Annotated in this window: 19 protein-coding genes and 1 pseudogene; 11 read left to right on the top strand and 9 right to left on the bottom strand. The window is 65.2% G+C overall.

Annotation, left to right across the window (positions count from 1 at the left end):
* Positions 1–355: 355 nt before the first annotated feature.
* From ACLMAL_RS30580 to ACLMAL_RS30570, 3 genes are all read left to right on the top strand, one after another.
* Positions 356–700 carry a hypothetical protein gene (locus ACLMAL_RS30580; protein ID WP_412002247.1) on the top strand — a complete coding sequence of 115 codons (345 nt, stop codon included), beginning with the start codon at positions 356–358 and terminating at the stop codon, positions 698–700.
* Positions 701–878: 178 nt separating this feature from the next.
* The gene (locus ACLMAL_RS30575; protein WP_412002246.1) at positions 879–1,421 is read left to right on the top strand and encodes a hypothetical protein; all 543 of its coding nucleotides are present in this window, start codon (positions 879–881) and stop codon (positions 1,419–1,421) included.
* A gap of 125 nt (positions 1,422–1,546) precedes the next feature.
* Positions 1,547–1,948 (top strand): transposase, encoded by a 402-nt coding sequence (locus ACLMAL_RS30570; protein WP_412002245.1) that lies wholly within the window; start codon positions 1,547–1,549, stop codon positions 1,946–1,948.
* 27 nt (positions 1,949–1,975) lie between these two features.
* On the opposite strand, the gene ACLMAL_RS30565 is transcribed toward ACLMAL_RS30570, so the two are convergent.
* Positions 1,976–2,860 carry an alpha/beta fold hydrolase gene (locus ACLMAL_RS30565; protein ID WP_412002244.1) on the bottom strand — a complete coding sequence of 295 codons (885 nt, stop codon included), beginning with the start codon at positions 2,858–2,860 and terminating at the stop codon, positions 1,976–1,978.
* Positions 2,857–4,335: a flavin-containing monooxygenase gene (locus ACLMAL_RS30560; protein ID WP_412002243.1), complete on the bottom strand. Its 1,479-nt coding sequence runs from the start codon at positions 4,333–4,335 to the stop codon at positions 2,857–2,859. The genes ACLMAL_RS30565 and ACLMAL_RS30560 overlap by 4 nt, the downstream gene beginning before the upstream one ends.
* A gap of 128 nt (positions 4,336–4,463) precedes the next feature.
* Here ACLMAL_RS30560 and ACLMAL_RS30555 point away from each other — a divergent pair, with 128 nt between their 5' ends.
* Positions 4,464–5,483: an AraC family transcriptional regulator gene (locus ACLMAL_RS30555; protein ID WP_412002242.1), complete on the top strand. Its 1,020-nt coding sequence runs from the start codon at positions 4,464–4,466 to the stop codon at positions 5,481–5,483.
* A 296-nt stretch (positions 5,484–5,779) separates the two neighbouring features.
* Here the strand turns inward: ACLMAL_RS30555 and ACLMAL_RS30550 are convergent, their stop codons facing one another.
* The 4 genes and pseudogenes from ACLMAL_RS30550 to ACLMAL_RS30535 form a co-directional block, all read right to left on the bottom strand.
* A complete protein-coding gene (locus ACLMAL_RS30550) occupies positions 5,780–6,097 on the bottom strand; it encodes a hypothetical protein (RefSeq protein ID WP_412002241.1) in 318 nt (105 codons plus the stop codon).
* A gap of 260 nt (positions 6,098–6,357) precedes the next feature.
* Positions 6,358–6,606: pseudogene (locus tag ACLMAL_RS30545) on the bottom strand (alpha/beta hydrolase); the annotation flags it as partial.
* A gap of 347 nt (positions 6,607–6,953) precedes the next feature.
* Positions 6,954–7,733, bottom strand: a complete 780-nt coding sequence (locus tag ACLMAL_RS30540) for an enoyl-CoA hydratase-related protein (protein WP_328412213.1) — start codon at positions 7,731–7,733, stop codon at positions 6,954–6,956.
* A gap of 350 nt (positions 7,734–8,083) precedes the next feature.
* Positions 8,084–9,517: an aminobutyraldehyde dehydrogenase gene (locus ACLMAL_RS30535; RefSeq protein WP_412002240.1), complete on the bottom strand. Its 1,434-nt coding sequence runs from the start codon at positions 9,515–9,517 to the stop codon at positions 8,084–8,086.
* A 722-nt stretch (positions 9,518–10,239) separates the two neighbouring features.
* Between ACLMAL_RS30535 and ACLMAL_RS30530 the strand changes: the two genes are divergently transcribed.
* From ACLMAL_RS30530 to ACLMAL_RS30505, 6 genes are all read left to right on the top strand, one after another.
* The gene (locus tag ACLMAL_RS30530; protein WP_412002239.1) at positions 10,240–10,719 is read left to right on the top strand and encodes a hypothetical protein; all 480 of its coding nucleotides are present in this window, start codon (positions 10,240–10,242) and stop codon (positions 10,717–10,719) included.
* 87 nt (positions 10,720–10,806) lie between these two features.
* On the top strand, positions 10,807–11,286 hold the full coding sequence (locus ACLMAL_RS30525) for an ester cyclase (protein WP_412002238.1): 480 nt from the start codon (positions 10,807–10,809) through the stop codon (positions 11,284–11,286).
* Positions 11,283–11,780, top strand: a complete 498-nt coding sequence (locus ACLMAL_RS30520) for a DUF3237 domain-containing protein (RefSeq protein WP_412002237.1) — start codon at positions 11,283–11,285, stop codon at positions 11,778–11,780. Before ACLMAL_RS30525 ends, ACLMAL_RS30520 begins: the two co-directional genes overlap by 4 nt.
* A complete protein-coding gene (locus tag ACLMAL_RS30515) occupies positions 11,780–12,496 on the top strand; it encodes an aquaporin (RefSeq protein ID WP_412002236.1) in 717 nt (238 codons plus the stop codon). The genes ACLMAL_RS30520 and ACLMAL_RS30515 overlap by 1 nt, the downstream gene beginning before the upstream one ends.
* Positions 12,493–13,155: a TetR/AcrR family transcriptional regulator gene (locus tag ACLMAL_RS30510; RefSeq protein ID WP_412002235.1), complete on the top strand. Its 663-nt coding sequence runs from the start codon at positions 12,493–12,495 to the stop codon at positions 13,153–13,155. The genes ACLMAL_RS30515 and ACLMAL_RS30510 overlap by 4 nt, the downstream gene beginning before the upstream one ends.
* Positions 13,156–13,580: 425 nt before the next feature.
* Positions 13,581–14,948: a DoxX family protein gene (locus ACLMAL_RS30505; RefSeq protein WP_412002234.1), complete on the top strand. Its 1,368-nt coding sequence runs from the start codon at positions 13,581–13,583 to the stop codon at positions 14,946–14,948.
* A 39-nt stretch (positions 14,949–14,987) separates the two neighbouring features.
* On the opposite strand, the gene ACLMAL_RS30500 is transcribed toward ACLMAL_RS30505, so the two are convergent.
* Together ACLMAL_RS30500 and ACLMAL_RS30495 are read right to left on the bottom strand one after the other, a co-directional pair.
* Positions 14,988–17,558: a DUF4132 domain-containing protein gene (locus tag ACLMAL_RS30500; protein ID WP_412002233.1), complete on the bottom strand. Its 2,571-nt coding sequence runs from the start codon at positions 17,556–17,558 to the stop codon at positions 14,988–14,990.
* A 5-nt stretch (positions 17,559–17,563) separates the two neighbouring features.
* Positions 17,564–17,986 carry a hypothetical protein gene (locus ACLMAL_RS30495; RefSeq protein WP_412002232.1) on the bottom strand — a complete coding sequence of 141 codons (423 nt, stop codon included), beginning with the start codon at positions 17,984–17,986 and terminating at the stop codon, positions 17,564–17,566.
* A gap of 569 nt (positions 17,987–18,555) precedes the next feature.
* Between ACLMAL_RS30495 and ACLMAL_RS30490 the strand changes: the two genes are divergently transcribed.
* Positions 18,556–19,575 (top strand): aldo/keto reductase, encoded by a 1,020-nt coding sequence (locus ACLMAL_RS30490; protein ID WP_412002231.1) that lies wholly within the window; start codon positions 18,556–18,558, stop codon positions 19,573–19,575.
* Between the two features lie 102 nt (positions 19,576–19,677).
* Here the strand turns inward: ACLMAL_RS30490 and ACLMAL_RS30485 are convergent, their stop codons facing one another.
* The gene (locus ACLMAL_RS30485; RefSeq protein ID WP_412002230.1) at positions 19,678–20,046 is read right to left on the bottom strand and encodes a hypothetical protein; all 369 of its coding nucleotides are present in this window, start codon (positions 20,044–20,046) and stop codon (positions 19,678–19,680) included.
* Positions 20,047–20,183 lie beyond the last annotated feature (137 nt).

Raw genomic sequence — 20,183 nt, 5'->3', positions numbered from 1 at the left:
GCATTACTTTCACCGGCCGGGTTGACACCGACCTGACACCGACCTGACAGGCTCACTGACACGGTGTTCGACCTGGTCACAGCGAACAAAGAGAGGGGTGGACAGGCACCGGTCCGGGTATTTCGCGAAGCTGAAATGGGCATGTGTCGCCGGTTCCACCATCCCAACGAGTGCGGATGGTGAACCTGGGTCCTGGTGGAGCCTGCCTTCGCCCGGAATGTCAGTGGATTGGTACCTCAGCGCTCAGATCTGCAACTCCGAGCCGACCTTTCAGCACAGGAAGACTGCCGCAGCCTGAGTTCACGCTCATACAAATTGCGAGAACTTATCCGAGTTCGAGGCGCACACTCGGAGGGTGGGTACGGCCGAGGACGATGTGGCGCGCGGTGAGCTGATTCGACAGATCGCCGTCGTGCTCGACGATCTCGTGTGGCGTGCCGAACAAGCCCGCCCCGGCAGAAGTGGCGCGGATGCGGAGTGGCTCGATCGACTGCTCGCCGAGCTGCGCCCGATGGCCGAGCAGGCGCACGATCTCGAGGTCACCCGCACGATCCGCGACATCGTCGCCCGACACGGGTCGGGGCCGTGGCCGGCCGAGGATGTCGCGGCCATCGCGGACGCGGATCCGGCGGCGGTCCGCCGGATTCTGGATGCGCTCACCTCGGCCGGGCCGGCGTGGCCCGAGCCCGGCGCGAACTAGGGAGTTTTTCCACACTTCACCCTGACCCCGGCCGATATCGCGTTTGTCGATCCGGGCCGTGGCCGTGGCCCGGCGGATCGGCTCGGTGTGGCAGTGGCGTTTCAGCTGGTAGAGGGACATCTGACGGGTAGCCTGAGTTCCTCGTGCAGCGCCGCCGCTCGGGTGGCCACTGCCCCGTGTGATCGGAACGAACCCACTCGAACGCGAAGGAAAGGACGAGCAGTTGAAGAATACTGGACGGATTGCTTTCGCCTGTCTTGCCATCGTCACCGCCCTGAGCATGACCGCCTGTGGAAGCGACGATAAGAAGAGTGACGCCAACTCGACCAAGGCGACCACTAGCGTCAAGGCGCCTGCAGCCGACAAGCTGCCGCCCACCCCGACCGCCGCCGACCTGAACACCCTACTGAGTCACGCGCTGGACCCGAACGTGCCGAACACCGAGAAGCGGGAGTTGGTACAAGGCGCCGAGAATGATCCGGACCTGCCAAGCCGCCTCGCCGAGGCCTACACGCAGACCGGTGCCAAGGTGGAGGTCACCGAGGTCGCCACTCCCGTCGGTGACACCCTCAACGCCAAAGCCAAGCTCACCGTCAACGGCCAGGAGAATATCGCCGACGTGCCGTTCGTTGCTGAAAACGGCAAGTGGAAGGTCCAGAAGCAGTGGGCCTGCCAGACCCTGTCGCTGGCCAACATCCAGTCGACTGCCTGCGCCGGCTGATTATCCACCCATGGACGGTCGGAAAACCATCAGCCTGCCAGTGAGGTTCGGCCTCTGACCGCCGAGGTTCAGGGCGGGTCAGCCTGACCACGGTAGGTCAGGCTGACCCGGCTGTCGCCGTCTACTTGGTTCTGGACGCGATCTTCTACCTGGTTCGCGGCGGGATCGCCTGGCGGGCCCTGCCGGCCGACTTCCCGCCGCACCAGACTGTCGACGCCCTGTTTCGCCGGTGGACCCGCGCGTGTGGTGCCGGATCTACGCAGCGCTGCGTGAACGTGCGCGTACTGGCCGTGAGCTCCGCGGCACCGGTCAAGCGCCTCTTCCGAAATGTCGTAGATGACAACAGTTTTGCCCTTGAAAGCGCAGTGCCAGGCGATCTGTCCGCCGAGAGAACCCGCCGCCGAGCACAGTCACCTTATCGAGCGTTGACATGGGTGTCTCCTCTAATCGGTTTTCTTGATGCGATTGCGGCAAGCGCTGCGCGCCCTCAGGCGAGCTCGATGACATCGAGGCCGCCGTCGGCGTGAATCCTGCGAAGCCGCTTCTTGTCGTGTTTACCGACTGAGGTGCGCGGCACTTGGTTGGCTCCTGGCCGTTGCGGCGCCGGCGAGAAAAGCTAGTACGAGCTCGGCAAACTCATCGGGGCACTCGATCTGCGGCATGTGCCCGACGCCGGTGAACAGATGGGTGTCGGCGTGCGGTAGCAGTTGGCGTGCGGTGTCGAGGTGGTTGGCGGGTAGTACACGGTCGCGGTCGCCCCAGACAACCAGAGTCGGTCGAGGATGCTTCGCGACGGCCGCGATCAGCTCGGCCCGCCATTCGGGCCTGACTCCTCGGCCAGTAGCCAGCGCACGGGCGGTCTCGTACGTCACGTCACCGGGGTCAGGTTGTTTGGCGATGGTGCGGGCGTGGTCGACCCGCTCCTTTGTGGCCAGGGACTTGTCGGCGAAGATCAAGCGCTCGTTCACCTCCGCCGCGAGGCGGGTGGTGTGTCGAGTCGCCAGGTACCCGATGCTGGGCAGGGCCAGCAGCCGCAGCGCGATGGCGACCTGCGAGCCGAATCCCGCACTGTTGACCAGCACCAGGCTCGCCACCCGTTCCGGTTCGAGAGCGAGCAGTTGCATGGCCACGGCACCGCCGAGCGAGTTCCCGATGAGGTGCAGTGGTCGCTTCTCGCCAAGGGCGGCAAGCGTTTCGGCGACCCCTTGGGCGAGCACCGGCAGCGTGATGCGTTCCTGAGGGCGGTCCGAGAAGCCGAATCCGGGAACGTCGAGGGCGATGACCCGTTGCGTGCGGGCCAGTCGATGAAACTGGGGTGCCCAATCTTCGAGGCTGCGGCCGATTCCGTGCAGTAACAGGACAGGCGGGCGCTCGGGGTCGCCGCCGATTCGCACGCGAGTGCGTCGACCGTCGACGGTGATGTAGGTCGGCGTGCTCATGCCATCGCGCCTTCCAGCGCTGGGGCCTCGAACCGCAGTAGGCCATCGTCGATGGGGTCGTCGAGGAGCATTTTGGAGTCCTGCTCGTAGTTCATCAGCAACTTCCACGGAGGCTTGGATCCCTGGCGTGGCAGTGTGTTCTTCGCGCGTTTCACGTAGCCGGACTGCAGCCCGTCCAAAATGCCGTCGTCCATCGCGGAGTGCTCGACATCGTGGGGGGTTGCCACGGTGCGGCCGTGATCGTCCATGTGCTTGAACAGACGGCATAGGTAGGCGCCGGCGATGTCGGACTTCAGCGTCCATGACGCGTTGGTGTATCCGAAAACCCAGGCCAGATTTGGCATGCTCTCCACGAGCAAGCCCTTGTAGGTCATCTGGTCGTGCAGCTTGCGCGGCTCACCGTCGACGGAGAGTGCCATCCCTCCCAGCATCTGGATGTCGAGACCGGTGGCGGTGACGATGATGTCGGCCTCCAGTTCCTGCCCGGACTGCAGCAGGAGGCCCTTCTCGGTGAAGGTGTCGATCTGATCGGTGACGATCGAGGCGTCGCCCGATGCCAGCACCCTGAACAGATCGCCATCGGGCACAGCGCATATCCGCTGGTCCCACGGCATGTAGCTCGGAGTGAAGTGACTCATGTCGACGGAGGCGCCGAGATTGCGTCGCACCTGCCAGAGCAGGAACCGGCGCATCTGACGGGGCCAGCGACGGCAGGCCAGGTAGAGCTGGCGTTGGAATACGATATTCCGTTTGCGACCCATCGAATACACCCAGTCCTGCGGGAGGAATCGGCCCAGCAGTTGGGAGATTCTGTCGAAGGCGGGCAGCGAGAATACATACGACGGGGAGCGCTGCAACATGGTCACGTGCTCGGCGTCGCGAGCCATCGCCGGCACCAGGGTGGCGGCAGTGGCGCCACTGCCGATCACGACGACCTTCTTGCCGGAATAATCCAGATCTTCCGGCCAGTGCTGGGGGTGGATACACCGGCCGCTGAATCGCTCCATGCCGGGGAAGGCGGGTAGGTAGCCCGCGTCATAGTTGTAGTAGCCGGTGCAGCTGACGAGGTAGCCGCAGGTGAAGATGCGCGTCTGCCCGGTCGCCTCCTCCAGAGCGGTCACTGTCCAGCGGGATTCGGGTGTCGACCAGTCCGCGGTGACGATCTTCAGGCCGTAGTGAATCTTCTTGTCGATGCCGAACTGCCTTGCCGTGTCCGCGATGTACTCCCGGATCGACCCGCCGTCGGCGAGTACCTTCAGGTCGCGCCACGGCCGAAACTTGTACCCGTAGGTGTACATGTCGGAGTCCGAACGAATACCGGGGTAGCGAAAAAGGTCCCACGTGCCGCCCAGTCGCTCGCGTCGCTCCAGTACGGCGATGGTCTTGTCGGGGAACGCGGCCGTCACTCGAGAGGCCGTACCGATGCCGGACAGGCCGGCACCGATGATCAAGACGTCGAAATGTGATGCGTGCATGGCTTCCTCTTGCTTCCGCGTGCTGTGTTTCACAGACGTTGTAGAAACAGGATGACCGTGTGTCACGTCACAGATCTTGACAGTTCCCGACATATTTTTATCATTTTCCGACATAGGGAGGTGGTCGCGTGGGCAGTCTGATCCGTGCCACGAACCTGTGGGGGTACGGCGATCTGGTAAGGGAGCTCGGTGCTGACCCGGGGCCTTTCTTGTCGCGCTTCCACATCCAGCCGGGTATCGAATACCAGGAGGATGCGTTCGTCTCCTTCGAGGCGACCGTTCGTCTGCTCGAGGCGAGTGCCGCCGACCTGGACTGTCCGGACTTCGGGCTTCGCCTGGCACGCTGGCAGGGCCTGGACATCCTCGGGCCCATCGCGGTGATCGCGCGGAATGCTCAGACCTTGCTCGGTGGACTGGAATCGATCGCGCGCTACCTATATGTCCATTCCCCGGCATTGAAGCTGGCAGTCGCTCGGACTACGGACGCCGACCTCCAGTTCATCTACAAGATGACCGAGCCGACTCCGCTACAGATGTCCCAGGGGTATGAGCTGAGCATGGCCAATGCTGTTCGCATGATTCGCCTGCTCGGCGGACCTGAGGCGCGCCCCCGCTCGGTCTCATTCGTGCACGGCCGGCTGGGTTCGGACGCTGCCTACCGAGAGGCGCTGGGTTGCACTGTGCTCTTCGGGCAGCCGTCGTGCGGGTTCGTGCTGCCCCGGGATTTGGCCGCCAGGCGTATCGACAGCGCGGACCCCGAGACCAGGCGCATCGCCACGAAGTACATGGAGGCCCACTACGTTCCGAGCACCACGGCGCTGTCCGAACGCGTGGCCGAGCTGGCCCGTAGGCTGCTGCCCACCGGCCAGTGCAGCGCCGAGGTCATCGCCGACCAACTGACGATGCATCCACGGACGCTGCAACGACGCCTGGCCGTCGAGGGCGTGAGCTGCCAGGACCTCATCGAGCAGGTACGCCGCAACCAAGCGGCCAGATACCTTGCCGAACCCCGGTTGCAACTCAGCCAGATCGCAGGCCTGCTGGGCTACGCCGAACAGAGCACCCTCAACCGCTCATGCCGACGATGGTTCGGGAAGACACCAAGGCAATACCGAGCGGACCTGTTGCTGCCGCAGCGAGTCCCATGAGCCCTGTCTTGACGCTTCGAATCGGTAAGCCGGTAATGCTCGCTCTCGGCGGGACCGATACCGCGAGGAACACTGTTGGGTCCATCGCATCCTCGCCGAGGTCTGCGCCGGCGAACCACAACGATGGGCCTGGCATCCAGGGCAAGCAGGGGTTGGTCCCGACGACGAGATTGCCGCATCGCTGGAAGCGTTGTCGCAGTAGATGATTTGCCATGGCGACAGCGGGCGCGCGACGGTCGCGATAGTGCGGGCCGCTGAGCTGAGGACTGGAGGCCGATCGTGCTGTGTGACCCCGATTAGCTGCTGCCGAACACGCCACCCGGTATGAGATTGTGGAACAGCCGCCACAACGGATCATTGCCGCGACCGTGGTCGTGATCCCCCCACCAATCATTGCCCCACCAATCATTGCCGTGGCCGTGGCCGTGGCCGTTGCTCTGGAAGCCAGGAGGGTCGTCCCAACCGTCATGCCTGATTTCGGTGCCGACCGCACCGGACGGCGCCGGATCGGCCGAGGCCGGAATCGTCGATATTGTCAGGGATACAGCAGCAATTGCGCCAGCGACAGCTGCGCGGGCCAATATCGGACGCGAAGTAGTGAATGTGGTTGTCATGAACACGGCAGATCCTTTCCAGCGACAGTGAACGTGTTCACCATCCAATCTGCCCGAAGGAAACCGGCAGGTTGGAGATCGACAGCGCCGACGTACGGGTGCCCTGTCCCCAACCTATACCGGCCGCCCGTCCCACGCTGCTACAGAGTCCGACGACAATCCTGAGGACAACGGTGACGACAGTCTTTGTTCGGTGAAAACCTCTCTGGCCGCAGCCACGACCACGTGGATCAGGCGGCGGGCTCAGCCACTGCGGGACGTCACATACGTTCGACGAAGTCCACGATCATCGTGACGGCATGGGCCGCCTCGGGCACGCTGGACGCGGCGGCCTGGAAGGCATGGACCTGACCTGGCCAGACCTGCAACTCACACAGCGCGCCGTGCTCGCCGAGCCGCGCCGCCATGAGTTCCGCGTCCGGGTAGAACATTTCGTTCGAGCTGACTTGGATCAAGGTGGGGGGCTGGCCGGTCAGATCGCACTGGGCCGGTGACTTCAGGAGGTGTGGATTCCGCTGCGCGCTGGGCGAACTCGGTGAACCGGGCGAAAGGGGACCGCGTGAACACCGTGCAGGTGCGGGCCGAAGGAGCCGCGAGCTCGGCGCTGGCGTTCCAGTCTGTCAGTGGCACCATCGCGACAATGGCACTTAGTGCGATGCGCGGGTCCAGAACCGCAGCGCAAGGATACGACTGGACGATCGGATGCAGGCAGCGCGTCAGTAGTCCAGGCACCTCCAAAGCTCCTTGCGCTGAGCATTCTTGGACCTCTCGAGCACCACCGTCACCGGTCGGCTCGAGCGCATCACCGTCGAGGGCGAGCGGTTCGGCGCGGCCGGAGAAGAGCCCCCTGGTGGCGCTAATCGCGCCAGACGGGTGGGCGCTTCGCGAGGAAGGCCGCCATCCCTTCGCGGGCGCCGGGAAGTTGAGCGGCGGCAGCCATGACTTCCAGGGCGAGGGCGTAGGCATCTGCTTCAGGGCGGTCGAGTTGGGCGTAGAGAGTGCGTTTGCCGAGTGCCTTGCTGGCTCGGCTGCCCCGGGTAGCGCGGGCGAGTAACTCGTCGACGGCGGTGTCCAGATCGGCGTCTGGCACTGCTCGGTTGATCAGGCCCCACTGTTCGGCGGTGCGGGCATCGATCGGGTCGCCGGTGAGGGCCAGTTCCATCAGGCGTTTGCGGCCGACGGCGCGGGCCACCGGCACCGCGGGGGTGTGGCAGAACCAGCCACCCTTGCCGCCGGGAAGCGCGAAACCAGCTGATTCGGCGGCGACGGCCAGATCGCATGAGGCCACCAACTGGCAGCCGGCGGCCGTGGCCAGACCGTGCACCCGGGCAATCACCACCTGCGGCACCGACTCGATGGTCGACATGAGCTCGGTGCACAGTGTGAGCAGTTCCCGCACGCCGAGCAGGTCGCGCGCGGCGACGTCGGCGAAATCATGTCCTGCGGAGAACACCGGACCGTGCGCACCGAGAACTATCCCGGTGGCGTCGGTCTCGCCAGCAGCCCGGAACGCGGCGAGCAGTTCCGCCAGATGCTCGCCCGACAGCGCATTGCGCCGCTCCGGCCGGTTCATGGTGATGCGCACCGTGTCGCGGTCCCGCGCGACCAGCAAATGCCGATACTCCAAGGCGGTCATATCTCCACCGTAGATCTCTACGGGCAACGACACGACACCTCCGGAGTGATCCAGAGCAGCCCGCACGGCTAATGTCCTCTCCTGGGGCGCCGTGCACCGTCGACGGCATGGGCCGGACAGAGCCCAGGTGATCCGAGCCTGCGATCAAGCCCGCCATCACGGCTATCCGCAACCGTGCAGAACCAGACGAGGAATTGCTCTCATCACGACACTCCAAGCCGGGCCTCGGCAGGAATCAGGATTCTTGCCGACATTCGGGTACATCCGATAATTTGCCGGGTTCGCGTATCCGCCGGAAATTCGGCATGTCGCAAGCCGAGTGGGGATAGGGATAGCTCGCGGAGGACTAGCTAGTCGATCTTGGCCATCACATGCTTGATGCGGGTGTAGTCCTCCAGCCCGTACATCGACAGATCTTTGCCGTGCCCGGACGAGTTGAACCCGCCGTGCGGCATCTCGGCGACCATCGCGGTGTGGGTGTTGATCCACACGCAGCCGAAGTCGAGCGCGGCCGACACGCGGAGCGCCCTCGATACATCCTTGGTCCACACCGAGGATGCCAGCCCGTATTCGACGCCGTTGGCCCACCGGATCGCCTCGTCTTCGTCGGTGAACGACTGCACGGTGATCACCGGGCCGAAGATCTCGTTCTGGCTCAGTCGGTCATGCTGGAGCAGCCCGCCGATGACCGTCGGCTCGACGTAATACCCGTGGTCGCCCTGCCGGTGCCCACCGGCCAGGACCGAAGCGTGATCGGGCACCTCGTCGAGGAAGCCGAGTACCCGCTGTAGTTGGTTGGCGTTGTTGACCGGCGGCACCCAGGCGTCCTCGTCATCGGCGGCCTTGCCGAACGTCGTTGTTGCACTGCCGGCCTGCTCGGCCAGCGCCGCGGTCAAGTCATCGGCCACCGACGCGTGACCGAGCACCCGGGTGGCCGCTGTGCAATCCTGGCCGGCGTTGAAATAACCCGAGGCCGCGATACCCGCGGCGGCAGCAGCGATATCGGCGTCGGGGAACACGATTACCGGTGCTTTGCCGCCCAACTCCAGGTGCGTGCGCTTCAGGCGGCCTCCGGCCGACTCCGCGACCGCACGGCCCGCGGCCACCGAACCGGTGATCGACACCATCTTCGGGGTCGGATGCGCGACCACCGCCGCACCGGTCACCCGGTCGCCGGTAACCACGTTGAGCACGCCTGGCGGCAGGTGTTTGGAGGCCAGTTCGGCCAGCATCACCGTCGTCACCGGGGTGGTGTCGCTCGGCTTGATCACCACCGTGTTGCCCGCCGCGATCGCGGGCACAAACTTCCAGATTGCCATCATCATCGGGTAATTCCACGGCGTCACCTGCCCGATGACGCCGACCGGCTCCCGGCGGATCCACGATGTATGGCCGGCCAGGTACTCGCAGGCCGACTTGCCCTCGAGTACCCGTGCTGCACCCGCGAAAAATCGGGTCTGGTCCAGCATCTGGGGGATCTCTGCGGCCAAGGTGACGTGGTTCGGCTTGCCGGTGTTGCGGCCCTCTGCCTCGACAAGCGCTTCGGCGACATTCTCCAACTCGTCGGCGAAATCCAACAGCGCCTTCTGGCGGTGCGACGGCGTCGTGCGCTTCCAGTCGCTGAACGCCTTGGCCGCCGCTGCATACGCGTTGTCGATGTCCTGCTCGTTGGACGCTGGAGCGGTGCCGTACTGGTCGCCGGTGGCAGGGTCGACGAGCGCCATCGTCGCACCGCCGACCGAGTCGACGAGCTTGCCGTCGATGAAGTTCTGGACCACTGTCATGATGCCTCCTCGGTTGCTCTGTTCGGTCGACAATTCGCTGGCGTGGGAGGTTTCGGTCGACTCGGCATCTGGACGCCGTCGTTTGCTACTACTTGTTCATCAACATTTCGATGTTATCGACACCGAATGGATTGAGCTTACTCCTTTTGTCGCTGCTGAGGACGATGCAGCCGGAGCCTTACTCAATTGCGATGATTCGCGTCGTTTCGTCTTCCATTGCAATGACATTCGTCTGCTGCTCGTCAGCTTGCGGGCCTGGTCGATGAAGTCGCGACCGTTGCCATGCCGTTCAGTGCTCCCATCGGTGGCCATTGTCGGACGTCGGCGTGCATTGCGTGCGGCGGGAGTTGGTCGGCGACACGGCGTGAGATGTCGCTCGCGAATATGGAACCTGTTGCACCATTGAATGTTTCAGCATTGTCGGCCGCTCATGCCCTATCCGGTACCGGGGCGGGTACGACAACCGCTCCAGCCATCGGCGCACCAAGAAACCCTGCGTCGAAATGCAACCCAGGACGATAAAGAAGCAGCGCCCTGTCACCCGGCGCCAGATGAGAGCTCGGAACGACTGCCGCCGTGCGCCCGCTCGTCCAGTTCTCGATAACTGGGGAGTCGACTCCACCACGACACTGTCTAGTAGGCCGGGAGATATTAGTGCACACTATGTCTTCGCCGTCCGGACATGGTTGCGGAATTTGTCTGTGAAACACCACGCATTATTTATGACATTCGATCGCATATCCGAAGAACGACGACTGGATCGACACGCAGGCCTGTTTCCGTGGCAGTGGACACCGGAGGAAGGCGAGGCGCCCATTGATCACCTGCGCAGTGGCAGCGCGTCGATTGCGATGTCCGCAGCCCGCAATTACGAGGTGTCCATCGGGGTGTTCCTAGCGTTCGTGCGTGACTCTCGCTACAGGTTTGCTGAGACCAGATCTGGACACCGCGCAACCGGACCGCGACGGCATGCCCATCATGACCAGCGGATTCGATTCAAGATCGCATTCGGCTACCGACAAATCTGTCGCACGCCCATGCTGGGCGGAAGGGCTGCGGCGCCGGTATCGGCCACAACGAGCGTCGGCCCGTCGACGAGCACGTTCGGCACTCAGCACGGCTACCGGCCACTACGCGTGCGCGACACCCTCTTCTGGCCACGCCTCACGTTCGGCTGCCTGCTGCCTTCCGTGGTCGGCTAGGTGGTTGATATTACATACGGTCGACTGTATGTTTTGTTTGGCGGGTCGCCACGACTCGATATCGACAGCGATCGAAGGATGTTCACCATGGATGGTCACCGCATGTTCGAGCTCGCGCAGGTCCTGGCCGTTGCGAAGAGCAGGCAGGACCTGCCTGCGGCATTGCGGCTGCTCCACCCCGAAATGGTGTTGGAGAACCTGGCATTCGGGACCACGGCCCGCGGGTTGGCGGAGAACGAGCAGGCCCTGGCACGGTTCTTCGCGACGTTCCCGGATTATCACGTCGATCTGGAGGGGCACGCCGACGACGGCGAGTCGCTGGTGTGCTGGGGCATCGCGCGAATGACCATGACCGGCAACCGATTCGGGGTCGTTCCGAGCGGCGAGCGCGCCGAGGTGCCGGTGTTCATCCGATTTACCTTCGCAGACGACCTGATTGCGAACGAACGATTCTTCTTCGACCTGTCCAGCCTGTGCGCGCAATCGGGCGTGTCCACGGATGCGGTGCGGCACAAACTGTTCGGCGATACCGTCCGCAGGACGAGCACGGTGGGAGACCGGCGATGACGGTGCACGCGCGTGCGAAGGCCGTCGAAACAATCAGAACCGCACCACTTTTCGACATAGTCGTGGATCTGAACCCGCGATTGGAATTCGGCAACGGTGGCGCACTCGGCCGCAGGGTGCTCTTCGGCGCGGCCGGTGGATCGTTCGAGGGACCCGGGCTACGCGGCGAGGTGGTGGCCGGCGGTGGCGACTGGGCGCTGTTCCGTCCCGACGGGACGATGCTGCTGGACGTTCGGCTAACGCTGCGCACCGATGACGACGAGCTGGTGCACATGACCTACCAAGGCCGCTGGGTGATACCGCCGGAAGTGCGCGCCGAGATGGCCGACCCGGCCACCCGATTCCGGATCGACCCGGCACGCTACTACTTCCGGACGAATCCGCTGTTCGAAACCGGATCGACCCGGTACGCCTGGCTGAACGATGTCGTCGCCGTCGGGACGGGGTATCTGGTCGACGGCGGTGTGGCCTACCACGTCGAGCGCGTGCTGTGATGCACACACCGACCGTGGCCGCCGCTGCGGCACAGGAGCTTTCACTGCCTCGGAGGCTGGTGGCCGAGGCGCTCGGCACAGGGTTTCTGCTCACCGCTGTCGTCGGCTCGGGCATTCTCGGCCAGCGCCTCGCCGGCGGGAACACCGCCATCGCTCTGCTGGTGAACGCATTGGCCACTGCGGCGGCGCTGTTCGCGCTGATCGAATGGTTCGCCCCGGTGTCGGGCGCGCATTTCAATCCGGTGGTGACGGCGGCCCTGGCCGTCCGCGGCGACATATCCCGACGCACTGCCATCGCCTATGTGCCGGCGCAAGTGTGGGGCGCTGTCACCGGAGTTGCCGTGGCGGACCTGATGTTCGGTGAACCGGTCTGGTCGTGGTCCACCTCGCCACGCCACGGCGGGGCACAGTTGCTCGGTGAATTCGTCTCGACCTTCGGTCTGGTCGGCGCTGTGTGGGTGTGCTCGCGGACCCGTCCTTCGAAGGTGGCCGGGGTGGTCGCCACGTATATCGGCGCCGCGTTCTGGTTCACGCCGACCGACTTCGCCAATCCCGCCGTGACGGTTGCCCGGGCGTTGACGAACACCTTCTCCGGCATCCGTCCGGCCGATGTCCCCGGCTTCGTACTCGCCGAAATCATCGGAGTCACCGCCGCTGTGGTCCTTTTCGGCTGGCTCCTGCCGGTCTCACCAGATACCGAGAGGTCGATGGAATGACGACCGAGCACGACGCCCCGCAACCTGACAAGGACCGAACCGGTAATCGGCGTCGGCAGCGTGGGACACGATCGCGCCAGTTCATCACCCGGCACGCAGTCGATATCGCGTCGCTGTACGGCCTGGGCGGGATCAGCTTCGGACGTCTCGCCGATGACCTCGGGATCAGCAAACCGGGAATTCAAACACTGTTCCGCACCAAGGAAAGTCTGCAGCTGGCCACGGTGGAAACGGCACGCGAGGTCTTCGTCGGCGCGGTCATCCGTCCGGCGCAGGCGGCACCGGAGGGCGCGGCCCGGATGCGTATGTTGATCGAGCGGTGGATCGCCTATGCCGCGCTGCCGCTGTTTCCCGGCGGCTGCTTCTGGGGCGCCACTATGCCGGAGTTCGACAGCCACCCCGGACAGATCCGCGACGCACTGCTGCAACAACGCCGCGCTTGGCTCGACACCCTCGCGCGACAACTCGAGCGGGCTGCCGCCGACCGACAGCTCCTGGAAACTGATATCGACCTGGCCGTCTTCCAGATCGACGCCATGCTCAACGCAACCAATATCGCGCTGCGCCTCGGCGACTCCGACAGCATCCGGAAGATGCGCCAGGTAATCGACGGTCTCCTACTGCCGAACTCTCGATCACAGGCGAACTGCTCGCCCTAACACCTTGCCGTCGATCAACCGACGAACCAACCGCTGGTCGATACTTCCCCGTCAGTGCGCGAGTTCTACTGTCCCCCTGGCGGTTTCTAATCTTCGGGCCACCCCCAGCGGGATCGCGAGCCTGCTGGCGCGCTGGCGCTGATGGGTCTTCTGATCAAGATCCCGTTCTGGTTGTCGGCGGCGTTGGGGCCAGCAATCACCGGTCGATGGTGAGCTCGCCGGCGGGTGGCTAGATCGCCTACAAAACTTTCGGCCTCCTCAAAAGCACGCGCACCGCGACACCGCATTGCCCGTCCGGACGTAAACGCCCCGCCTGATCGGAACATCGCGCCGACCGTTGACCGGAGATCGGGGTTTTCCTGAGACGGACCTGGTTGGTTCGATACCTTCAGGCGGGGGCTGTGGCGAATACGGTGAGGATGCGAGTGGCAGCGGTCGGTACAGAGTCGGTCGACGATCGGGTAGGCGCCGAGCCGCCGCCCGAAACCAGCGTCCAGCATTGGAACCCGTTCGTCCGCATCATATTTCGGCTCTGCTTTGTGTACTTCGGGCTGTTCTGCCTCGTGTACCCCCGGATCATCTCTGAGTTCCTCGGGCTGGTGGGCCGCTTGCTGCCGGACTCGACGCCGTTCTGGCTCGCACGCTTGTGGCGTCCCCTCGTCGAATGGACCGGCGAGCATGTGTTCAGCACAGACGCCGCCGCGCATGAGGATTCGATCAGTGGTGACCAGACGTTCCTGTGGGTGCTGCTGTTCTGCATCCTGGTCGTCGCGGTGGTTGCGACTGTCCTATGGACCGTTCTCGATCGGCGCCGGCCGAACTATGTGGTGCTGAGCAGTTGGTTCCTGCTCTTCGTCCGGCTATGCCTTGCCGTGGAGATGCTGGTCTACGGGCTTTCCAAAGTTATCCCCAACCAGATGCCCTCGCCGGCGTTGGCCAGGCTGCTCGAGCCGTACGGGGATTTCAGTCCGATGGCCGTGTTGTGGAGCCAGGTCGGAGTGTCGCAGCCGTACGAGATCCTGCTCGGCACTGCGGAACTGGTCGGCGGACTGCTGCTCTTCCTTCCGAGAACGACGACGGTGGGCGCGCTGCTGAGTCTGGTGTGCACGATGCAGGTGTTCGTGCTGAACATGACCTACGACGTCCCCGCCAAGATCCTGGCATTTCACCTGATGCTGCTGTGCTCGATGCTGTTGGCTCCGGAGGCGCGCAGGCTGGCGAATGTGCTGGTGCTCGACCGGCCCGCTGATCGCTCGACTCGGCGCCCGCTGCTACGCAGCGCGCGTGGGAATCGGATCGCGGTGGGTTTACAAGCCGCACTTGGTATCTGGCTGCTCGTCTCGGGCGCGTACTCGAGCTTGGATGCGTACCGTGACCACGGCGCGGGTAGCAAGGAGCCACCGCTGTACGGGATCTGGACGGTGGCAGAGTTCAGCCTCGACGGCCAGCAGGTCCCGGCCTTGGTCACTGATGAGATTCGTTGGCAGCGTGTTGTTTTCGATCGGCAGAACGCGACCATCCAGCGAATGGACGGCACGCTGGTACCGGTGATCGCCATAGTCGACACCAGCGCACACACAATCGCCATGGTGCTGCTACCCACAGCACCCGGCACCCAGCCGACCCCCTTGGGCGCCTTCACTTTCGACCAGCCCGCACCGGATCGTCTTGCCATGGCCGGACAACTGAACAGCCGGTCGGTGAGCATCGCCCTGCAACAGGTCGACCTGGATTCCTTCCCCTTGCGCAGCCGCGGCTTCCACTGGGTCCAGGAATACCCGTACTTCCGCTGAGATGACCTCGTCCAAGCTCACGCCACCGCACGGGTCACGTCAGGTCGGGGCTTTGCCAGTGAGGGAATCGAGCTGAGTCAGGATCGACGGGTCGCTGATCTTCTTGTCCTCGGCGAGCAGGAGCACTTTGCTCAGAATGACGCTCGTCATCCGGTCCTCGTCGGCGAACGGCAGGAACAGCCGCCGGTGCGCCGTGGTGCCGAACGAGGCAGGCACCACACAAAGGTAGCCGCCCGGGTCGACGTGGATGCTGCCGCTGGTCAGGTGCACCCGATAGGTTGCCCGGGTGCCCCGCACCACGGCCGAGTGCCCCTCGACGGTGACGCGGGCCAGCCCCAGGTCGGCAATGAGCGCCGCGAGCACCTGCGCCCGACTCGCCGCCTGCGCCGGCGACAGGTACAACTCCGGCTCGGTGCCGGCGACCGACACCACCAAGTCCAGGTCTCGCATGACCTCGGAGAACACCACCGGCGAAACGTCGACCAGCGGCACTGGCGTGCCACCGACACTGCCCGCGCCGGTCGGGGAGCCGTAACGGCCCGGGCCACGGGGGCCGCTGATCAGAAAGCGGACCTCACCGACAAGGACGTTCCCCGTACCGAAGTAGCCGTGGAAGTCGCAGCGCAGCGCCGCCATGAGGCCGTCGCCGACGACGCGGGTCGCCTGATGGTCGTCGTACTCACCATGGGTGAACCAGCCCCGACCGGACAGCAACTGGCCCGCAATCCGGCCGTTGACCGTCTGACCGGCGAACCGCCGCGACACGTCGCCCGCCTCGCGTTCGGCCGGAGTGAGCAAATACAGCTCCCGGAACGCCTGCTTGATCGGCTGTCGGAGGCGACGCCGCACGATCTCCGCCTGCCAGTCGGCGAGCACCCCGCGCTCGTGCAGTTCGACGGGGTGGACGGCGGTGACCGGGCCGGTGGTGTCGACTTGGTCGAGCAGGTCGATCACGCCCGCTCGGTCCCGCCAGAGCAGCGCGGGCAACATCGCCGCACCGGCGGGCAGCGACAGCAGTCGGACCAGCTCGTCCGGCGCCAGCGTCCCGGCGGTGGCGACCAGCCGCTCCACCAGCCCGGTCCGCATCCGGCGAGCCTGGTCCCGCAGTCGCTCCTGATGCTCACGAAGCCCCTGGTAGCCGGGGTCGGCGCGGACGGTGGCCGGCACCGACTTCAGCGCCTTGCCCGCCCGGCTGACTGCCATCGTCGGGTCGGCGCCGTCGAATTGCAACGCGATCCGGTAGTCGCCGACCGCCAATTCCGTGGGGGTCTCGGTGGCGATGCGTGCCTCGCAGTCCCATTCGAGGCGGCTCGCCTCCGGAACGCCTGCCACCTGCGCCAGGTGGTCGAGGGCGACCGCGATCGCGGCGGCGTGGCTGTGTCTGCGGTTGGGGCCGAGCTTGGCACCTTTCTTCGCAGACTCGCGCAGCGCCAGGTAGCGGTCGAGGACCGTCTCGTCCGGAGCGAGGGGCAGCATCCCGAACGCGGCGATGCCCTGCAGCGCATTGTGTTCGACACGCTTCACCACCTGGGCGCGGTTGCCACCCATGACCGCGGAGACCAGCTCATTGGGTTCGAGTTCCAGCAGGCGCCGGGCGGCGTCCGGGCCGGCGTTCTCGATCGCGGCGAGGAGGACCGCCCGGTCCTGGCGGGTGGCTTCGCCGACTGGCATCGCCCGGATCAGGCGCAGCAATGGCGCGGCGCGTTCCAGGTCGAACAGCGATAGCAGCGTGTCGGCGTCATCGGCGCGCAGCCGCCATCCGAACGCCCGGCGCTGTTCCTCTACGGGTCGATCCCGCAGCAGGTCGAGCAGGGCGGTGCGTTCTTCGTCGGTCAGTTCCGCCGCCCCGAGGTGATCGGCCACCCGCTGGTCGCCGTGCCAGGACAGCGCCGCACGAGCAAACCGCAGACCGCGCGGTACCAGCACCTTGGGCAGCTCGTCCCAGTCGGCGGGGGCTGGTGCGGAGACGAGCCGCCAGGTCAGCGCATCCACGTGTTTCCGTACGGTGTCCGCGCAGGTCAGCGGCGGGCTGGTCGCGTCGCCGGTCGGCGAGTGGCCGATGATGGCGTAGCCGAGGTAGCGGTCGTCGGTGAAGGCCCGTTCGACCACGGTGGCGTCAAGGGCGCCGGCTCGGTGCAGCGTGTCGAGAATCTGCGCCACGGTCTCCCGGCGCAGGGTGCCGAGCGGGGTGAACACGAGCACCCGCAGCAGGTGGGTGTCGGTGGCGGCGATGGCCTGTTCTGCGATCTCGTCCAGCAGTTGCCGGTGCCGGACGTCGCTCCCCAGGGCGGCGGCCAGCAGAGATTTCCGGTGTGCCGTCGGCCACGGCGCGGCAAGCAGGCCGGTAACGTCGTCCGGCCGGTCGACCGGGAAGCCGGCGTCGTAGAGATCGTCGAGCTCCGAAACGATGTCGCCCACGTGTGGCGCCAGATTGCCGATCGTCTGGTCGTCGCCGTGCTCGATCCGGAGCCGGATCACCTCGGCGGTGTCCCACAAGCCCGCCAGGTCGCCGGCCTTCGCCAGGACCCGCGCCTGGTCCACCAGCCGCCACAGCGCCTCACGCTGTTCGCGGACGACGTCGAGGTAGATCTCTGGTATGGATCGCTCCATCGCAATCAGCCTCCCGCCAGCGCGACCAGCCGCAGGAACACCACCGGCGCACCGAGCCGAAGCACGACCTCCTCGTCGAGGTCGACGACCTGCCGTCCGTCGACGAAGACCACGAATGTGCCCCGGGCGAAGGCCCGGTGCGCCCGGGCCACCTCCTCGGTAACGTCCGGGTCCGCCGGCGCCTGCTGCGGCATTCTGATCGCACCATTGGTGGCCTGCGTCCGGAGGTCGGTGTTGGACAGGTACTGGCGGTCGAGCATCCGCCGACAGCGTGCCGCATCGGTGCGTAGCTCCCGGATCTGCTCCTCGACCGCACGCCGGATCAGCTCCCGCACTATCGTGCGATCGTCGGCCAGCCGTACCAGCACCGCCGGCAGATCATCACCGGACATGCCGGGCACCTGGCTGCGCACCGCGATATCGACCATGACCGCCACCATAAAACAGGGGGCTGACAGCAACGAGCGGTGAGCACGATGCGGACATGTTCGTTGTCGACTCGCTTCTGGCCGGTCCGGGAAATCGTCCTCGTCTGCGCCCTGGCTCGACAGCGGAGCTCACCGGCACCCGAGCGACGCGGTAGCGGCGGCCGCTGTCGATCCGTCGTGACTGGATTGAACTGGTTCCGAGGACAGGGTTATCTCGCCGGCTCCAATGCTGCGTTGTCGTCTATGCGATGCCGAAAACCCAACAGCTCTATAGAGATTCGAGACCGGCTACCGCTTCGTAGTGTGTCGACGCGAAGCAGGTCATTCGCTCGGTTGCCGTAGGCAGGGAGGCCCGCAAGCAGCACGGTCGGGGCGTGAGCGTCGATCAAATCGCCCGTTCGACGACGTTCCACTTTTCTGAGCACCAGGCCTTGCTTCGAGTGCACTCCAGGTGGATAGCGTCGTCGATGTTCAACGAGAAGAGCGAGTGTGGTGAGCGAATCGCGAGGGCGAAGTCTCGGCGGTCCGTCCGGTATCTCTCACCCGCGCTACCACGAAGGGATCACGACATGACCTCCACCGATACGCTTCCCACTACGACGCTCGGCAGCACCGGCATCGAGGTGGGTGTGCAGGGACTCGGCTGCATGGGGATGAGCGAGTTCTACGGAACCGCCGACCTGACCGAGTCGCGGTCGACCCTGGATCGCGCACTGGAACTCGGTGTCACCCTGTTCGATACCGCCGACATGTACGGCTCCGGCCATAACGAGGAGTTCCTCAGCGATTTCGTCGAGGCCAATCGGAACCGGGTGGTACTGGCCACCAAGTTCGGCATCGTCCGCAAGGCCGACGATCCCACCTACAGAGGCATCGACAACTCCGCCGCCTACATCCGCAATGCGGTGGAGGCCAGCTTGCGCAGGCTCGGTACCGACACCATCGACCTGTACTACATGCACCGCCGCAATCCGGAGGTGCCGATCGAAGAATCGGTCGGCGCGATGGCGGAATTGGTTGCGCAGGGCAAGGTTCGGGCGCTCGGTTTATCCGAGGTGACCGGTGACGAACTGCGTGCGGCCCATGCCGTCCACCCGATTGCGGCCATACAGTCCGAGTGGTCGCTGTTCTCCCGGGATGTCGAGCGCACTGCGGTGCCCGCCGCCGCGGAACTCGGCGTGGCATTCGTGCCGTACTCGCCGCTCGGCCGCGGATTCCTCACCGGTTCCTTTACCCCCGCAGGTAAATCGGCGGATGCGAAGGATTTCCGGCACACCATGCCGCGGTTCTCCGGCGACAACGCCGCTCACAACACCGAACTACTCGCCCCGCTGCGCGCCATCGCGGACGCCCGCGGCATCACCCTCGCAGAAGTCGCGCTCGCCTGGGTGCACGCACAGGCCACCGTGCACGGCCTGTCGGTTGTTCCGATCCCCGGCACTCGCCGCCGCGCCCGGCTGGCCGATAACGTAGCGGCCGCGACCATCGCGCTGACCGCCGCCGAGCTCGCGGTGTTGGAACCGATCGCGGGACAGGTCGCCGGAAACCGCTACGCGGATATGTCTTTCACCTCCGTGGGTCGGGAATGAAATCCCACAACAGAGCACGAATTCGGCAAGAGCGTCGGCGACCAGAGGCTTGAGTGGATGTCCTGGCATGCGAGAACACGAACCAGCTACCGCGCGGGGGTATCAACTCCCTGCTCCTTCAGTGTCCAGGCTTGTGGCAGTGAGGTTCTGGGCAGCGAAACGGGCGATGGTGCATGCCTGGCGTAGCTGGGCTTCCGGGTGCGCGGTGCGCTGCTCCAGCGCGGCGCGGATCCTCTCCAGCGATACGGTGGCTTCGCCGGCCGCTCGGTGCAGCACGGTGTATCGGTGGTCGAGTTCACGGTAAGCGAGGTCGATGTCATGGTAGCGACGGTGTAGGTCGGCCATGCGGTTGAGCAGGTCCGCCACCTCGCGTGTGGTCAGTGTGAGGTTGGGATGCTCCTCTCCCGAGAGGATCGCCTCGCCCGCGATCTCAGCGCAGCGAGCGTGCAGTACATCGAGAATGTCGGCCACACAGATCACTTCCTCCACTGCGGCGGAGCGCTCAGAGCTTCTCGGGCGCCCCTGCCGATCGGATACGGCCCGCCGTCGCGTGGCCCGGAAATAAGAGAAACATTGCAGGTCAATGCAGCTGGCACGTGCTGGTCGCG

It is taken from the genome of Nocardia sp. CWNU-33 (assembly GCF_046764895.1).
GTDB lineage: Bacteria > Actinomycetota > Actinomycetes > Mycobacteriales > Mycobacteriaceae > Nocardia.
Note: the sequence above shows the minus strand (reverse complement) of the source record. Positions and strands in the feature narration are given on the sequence as shown.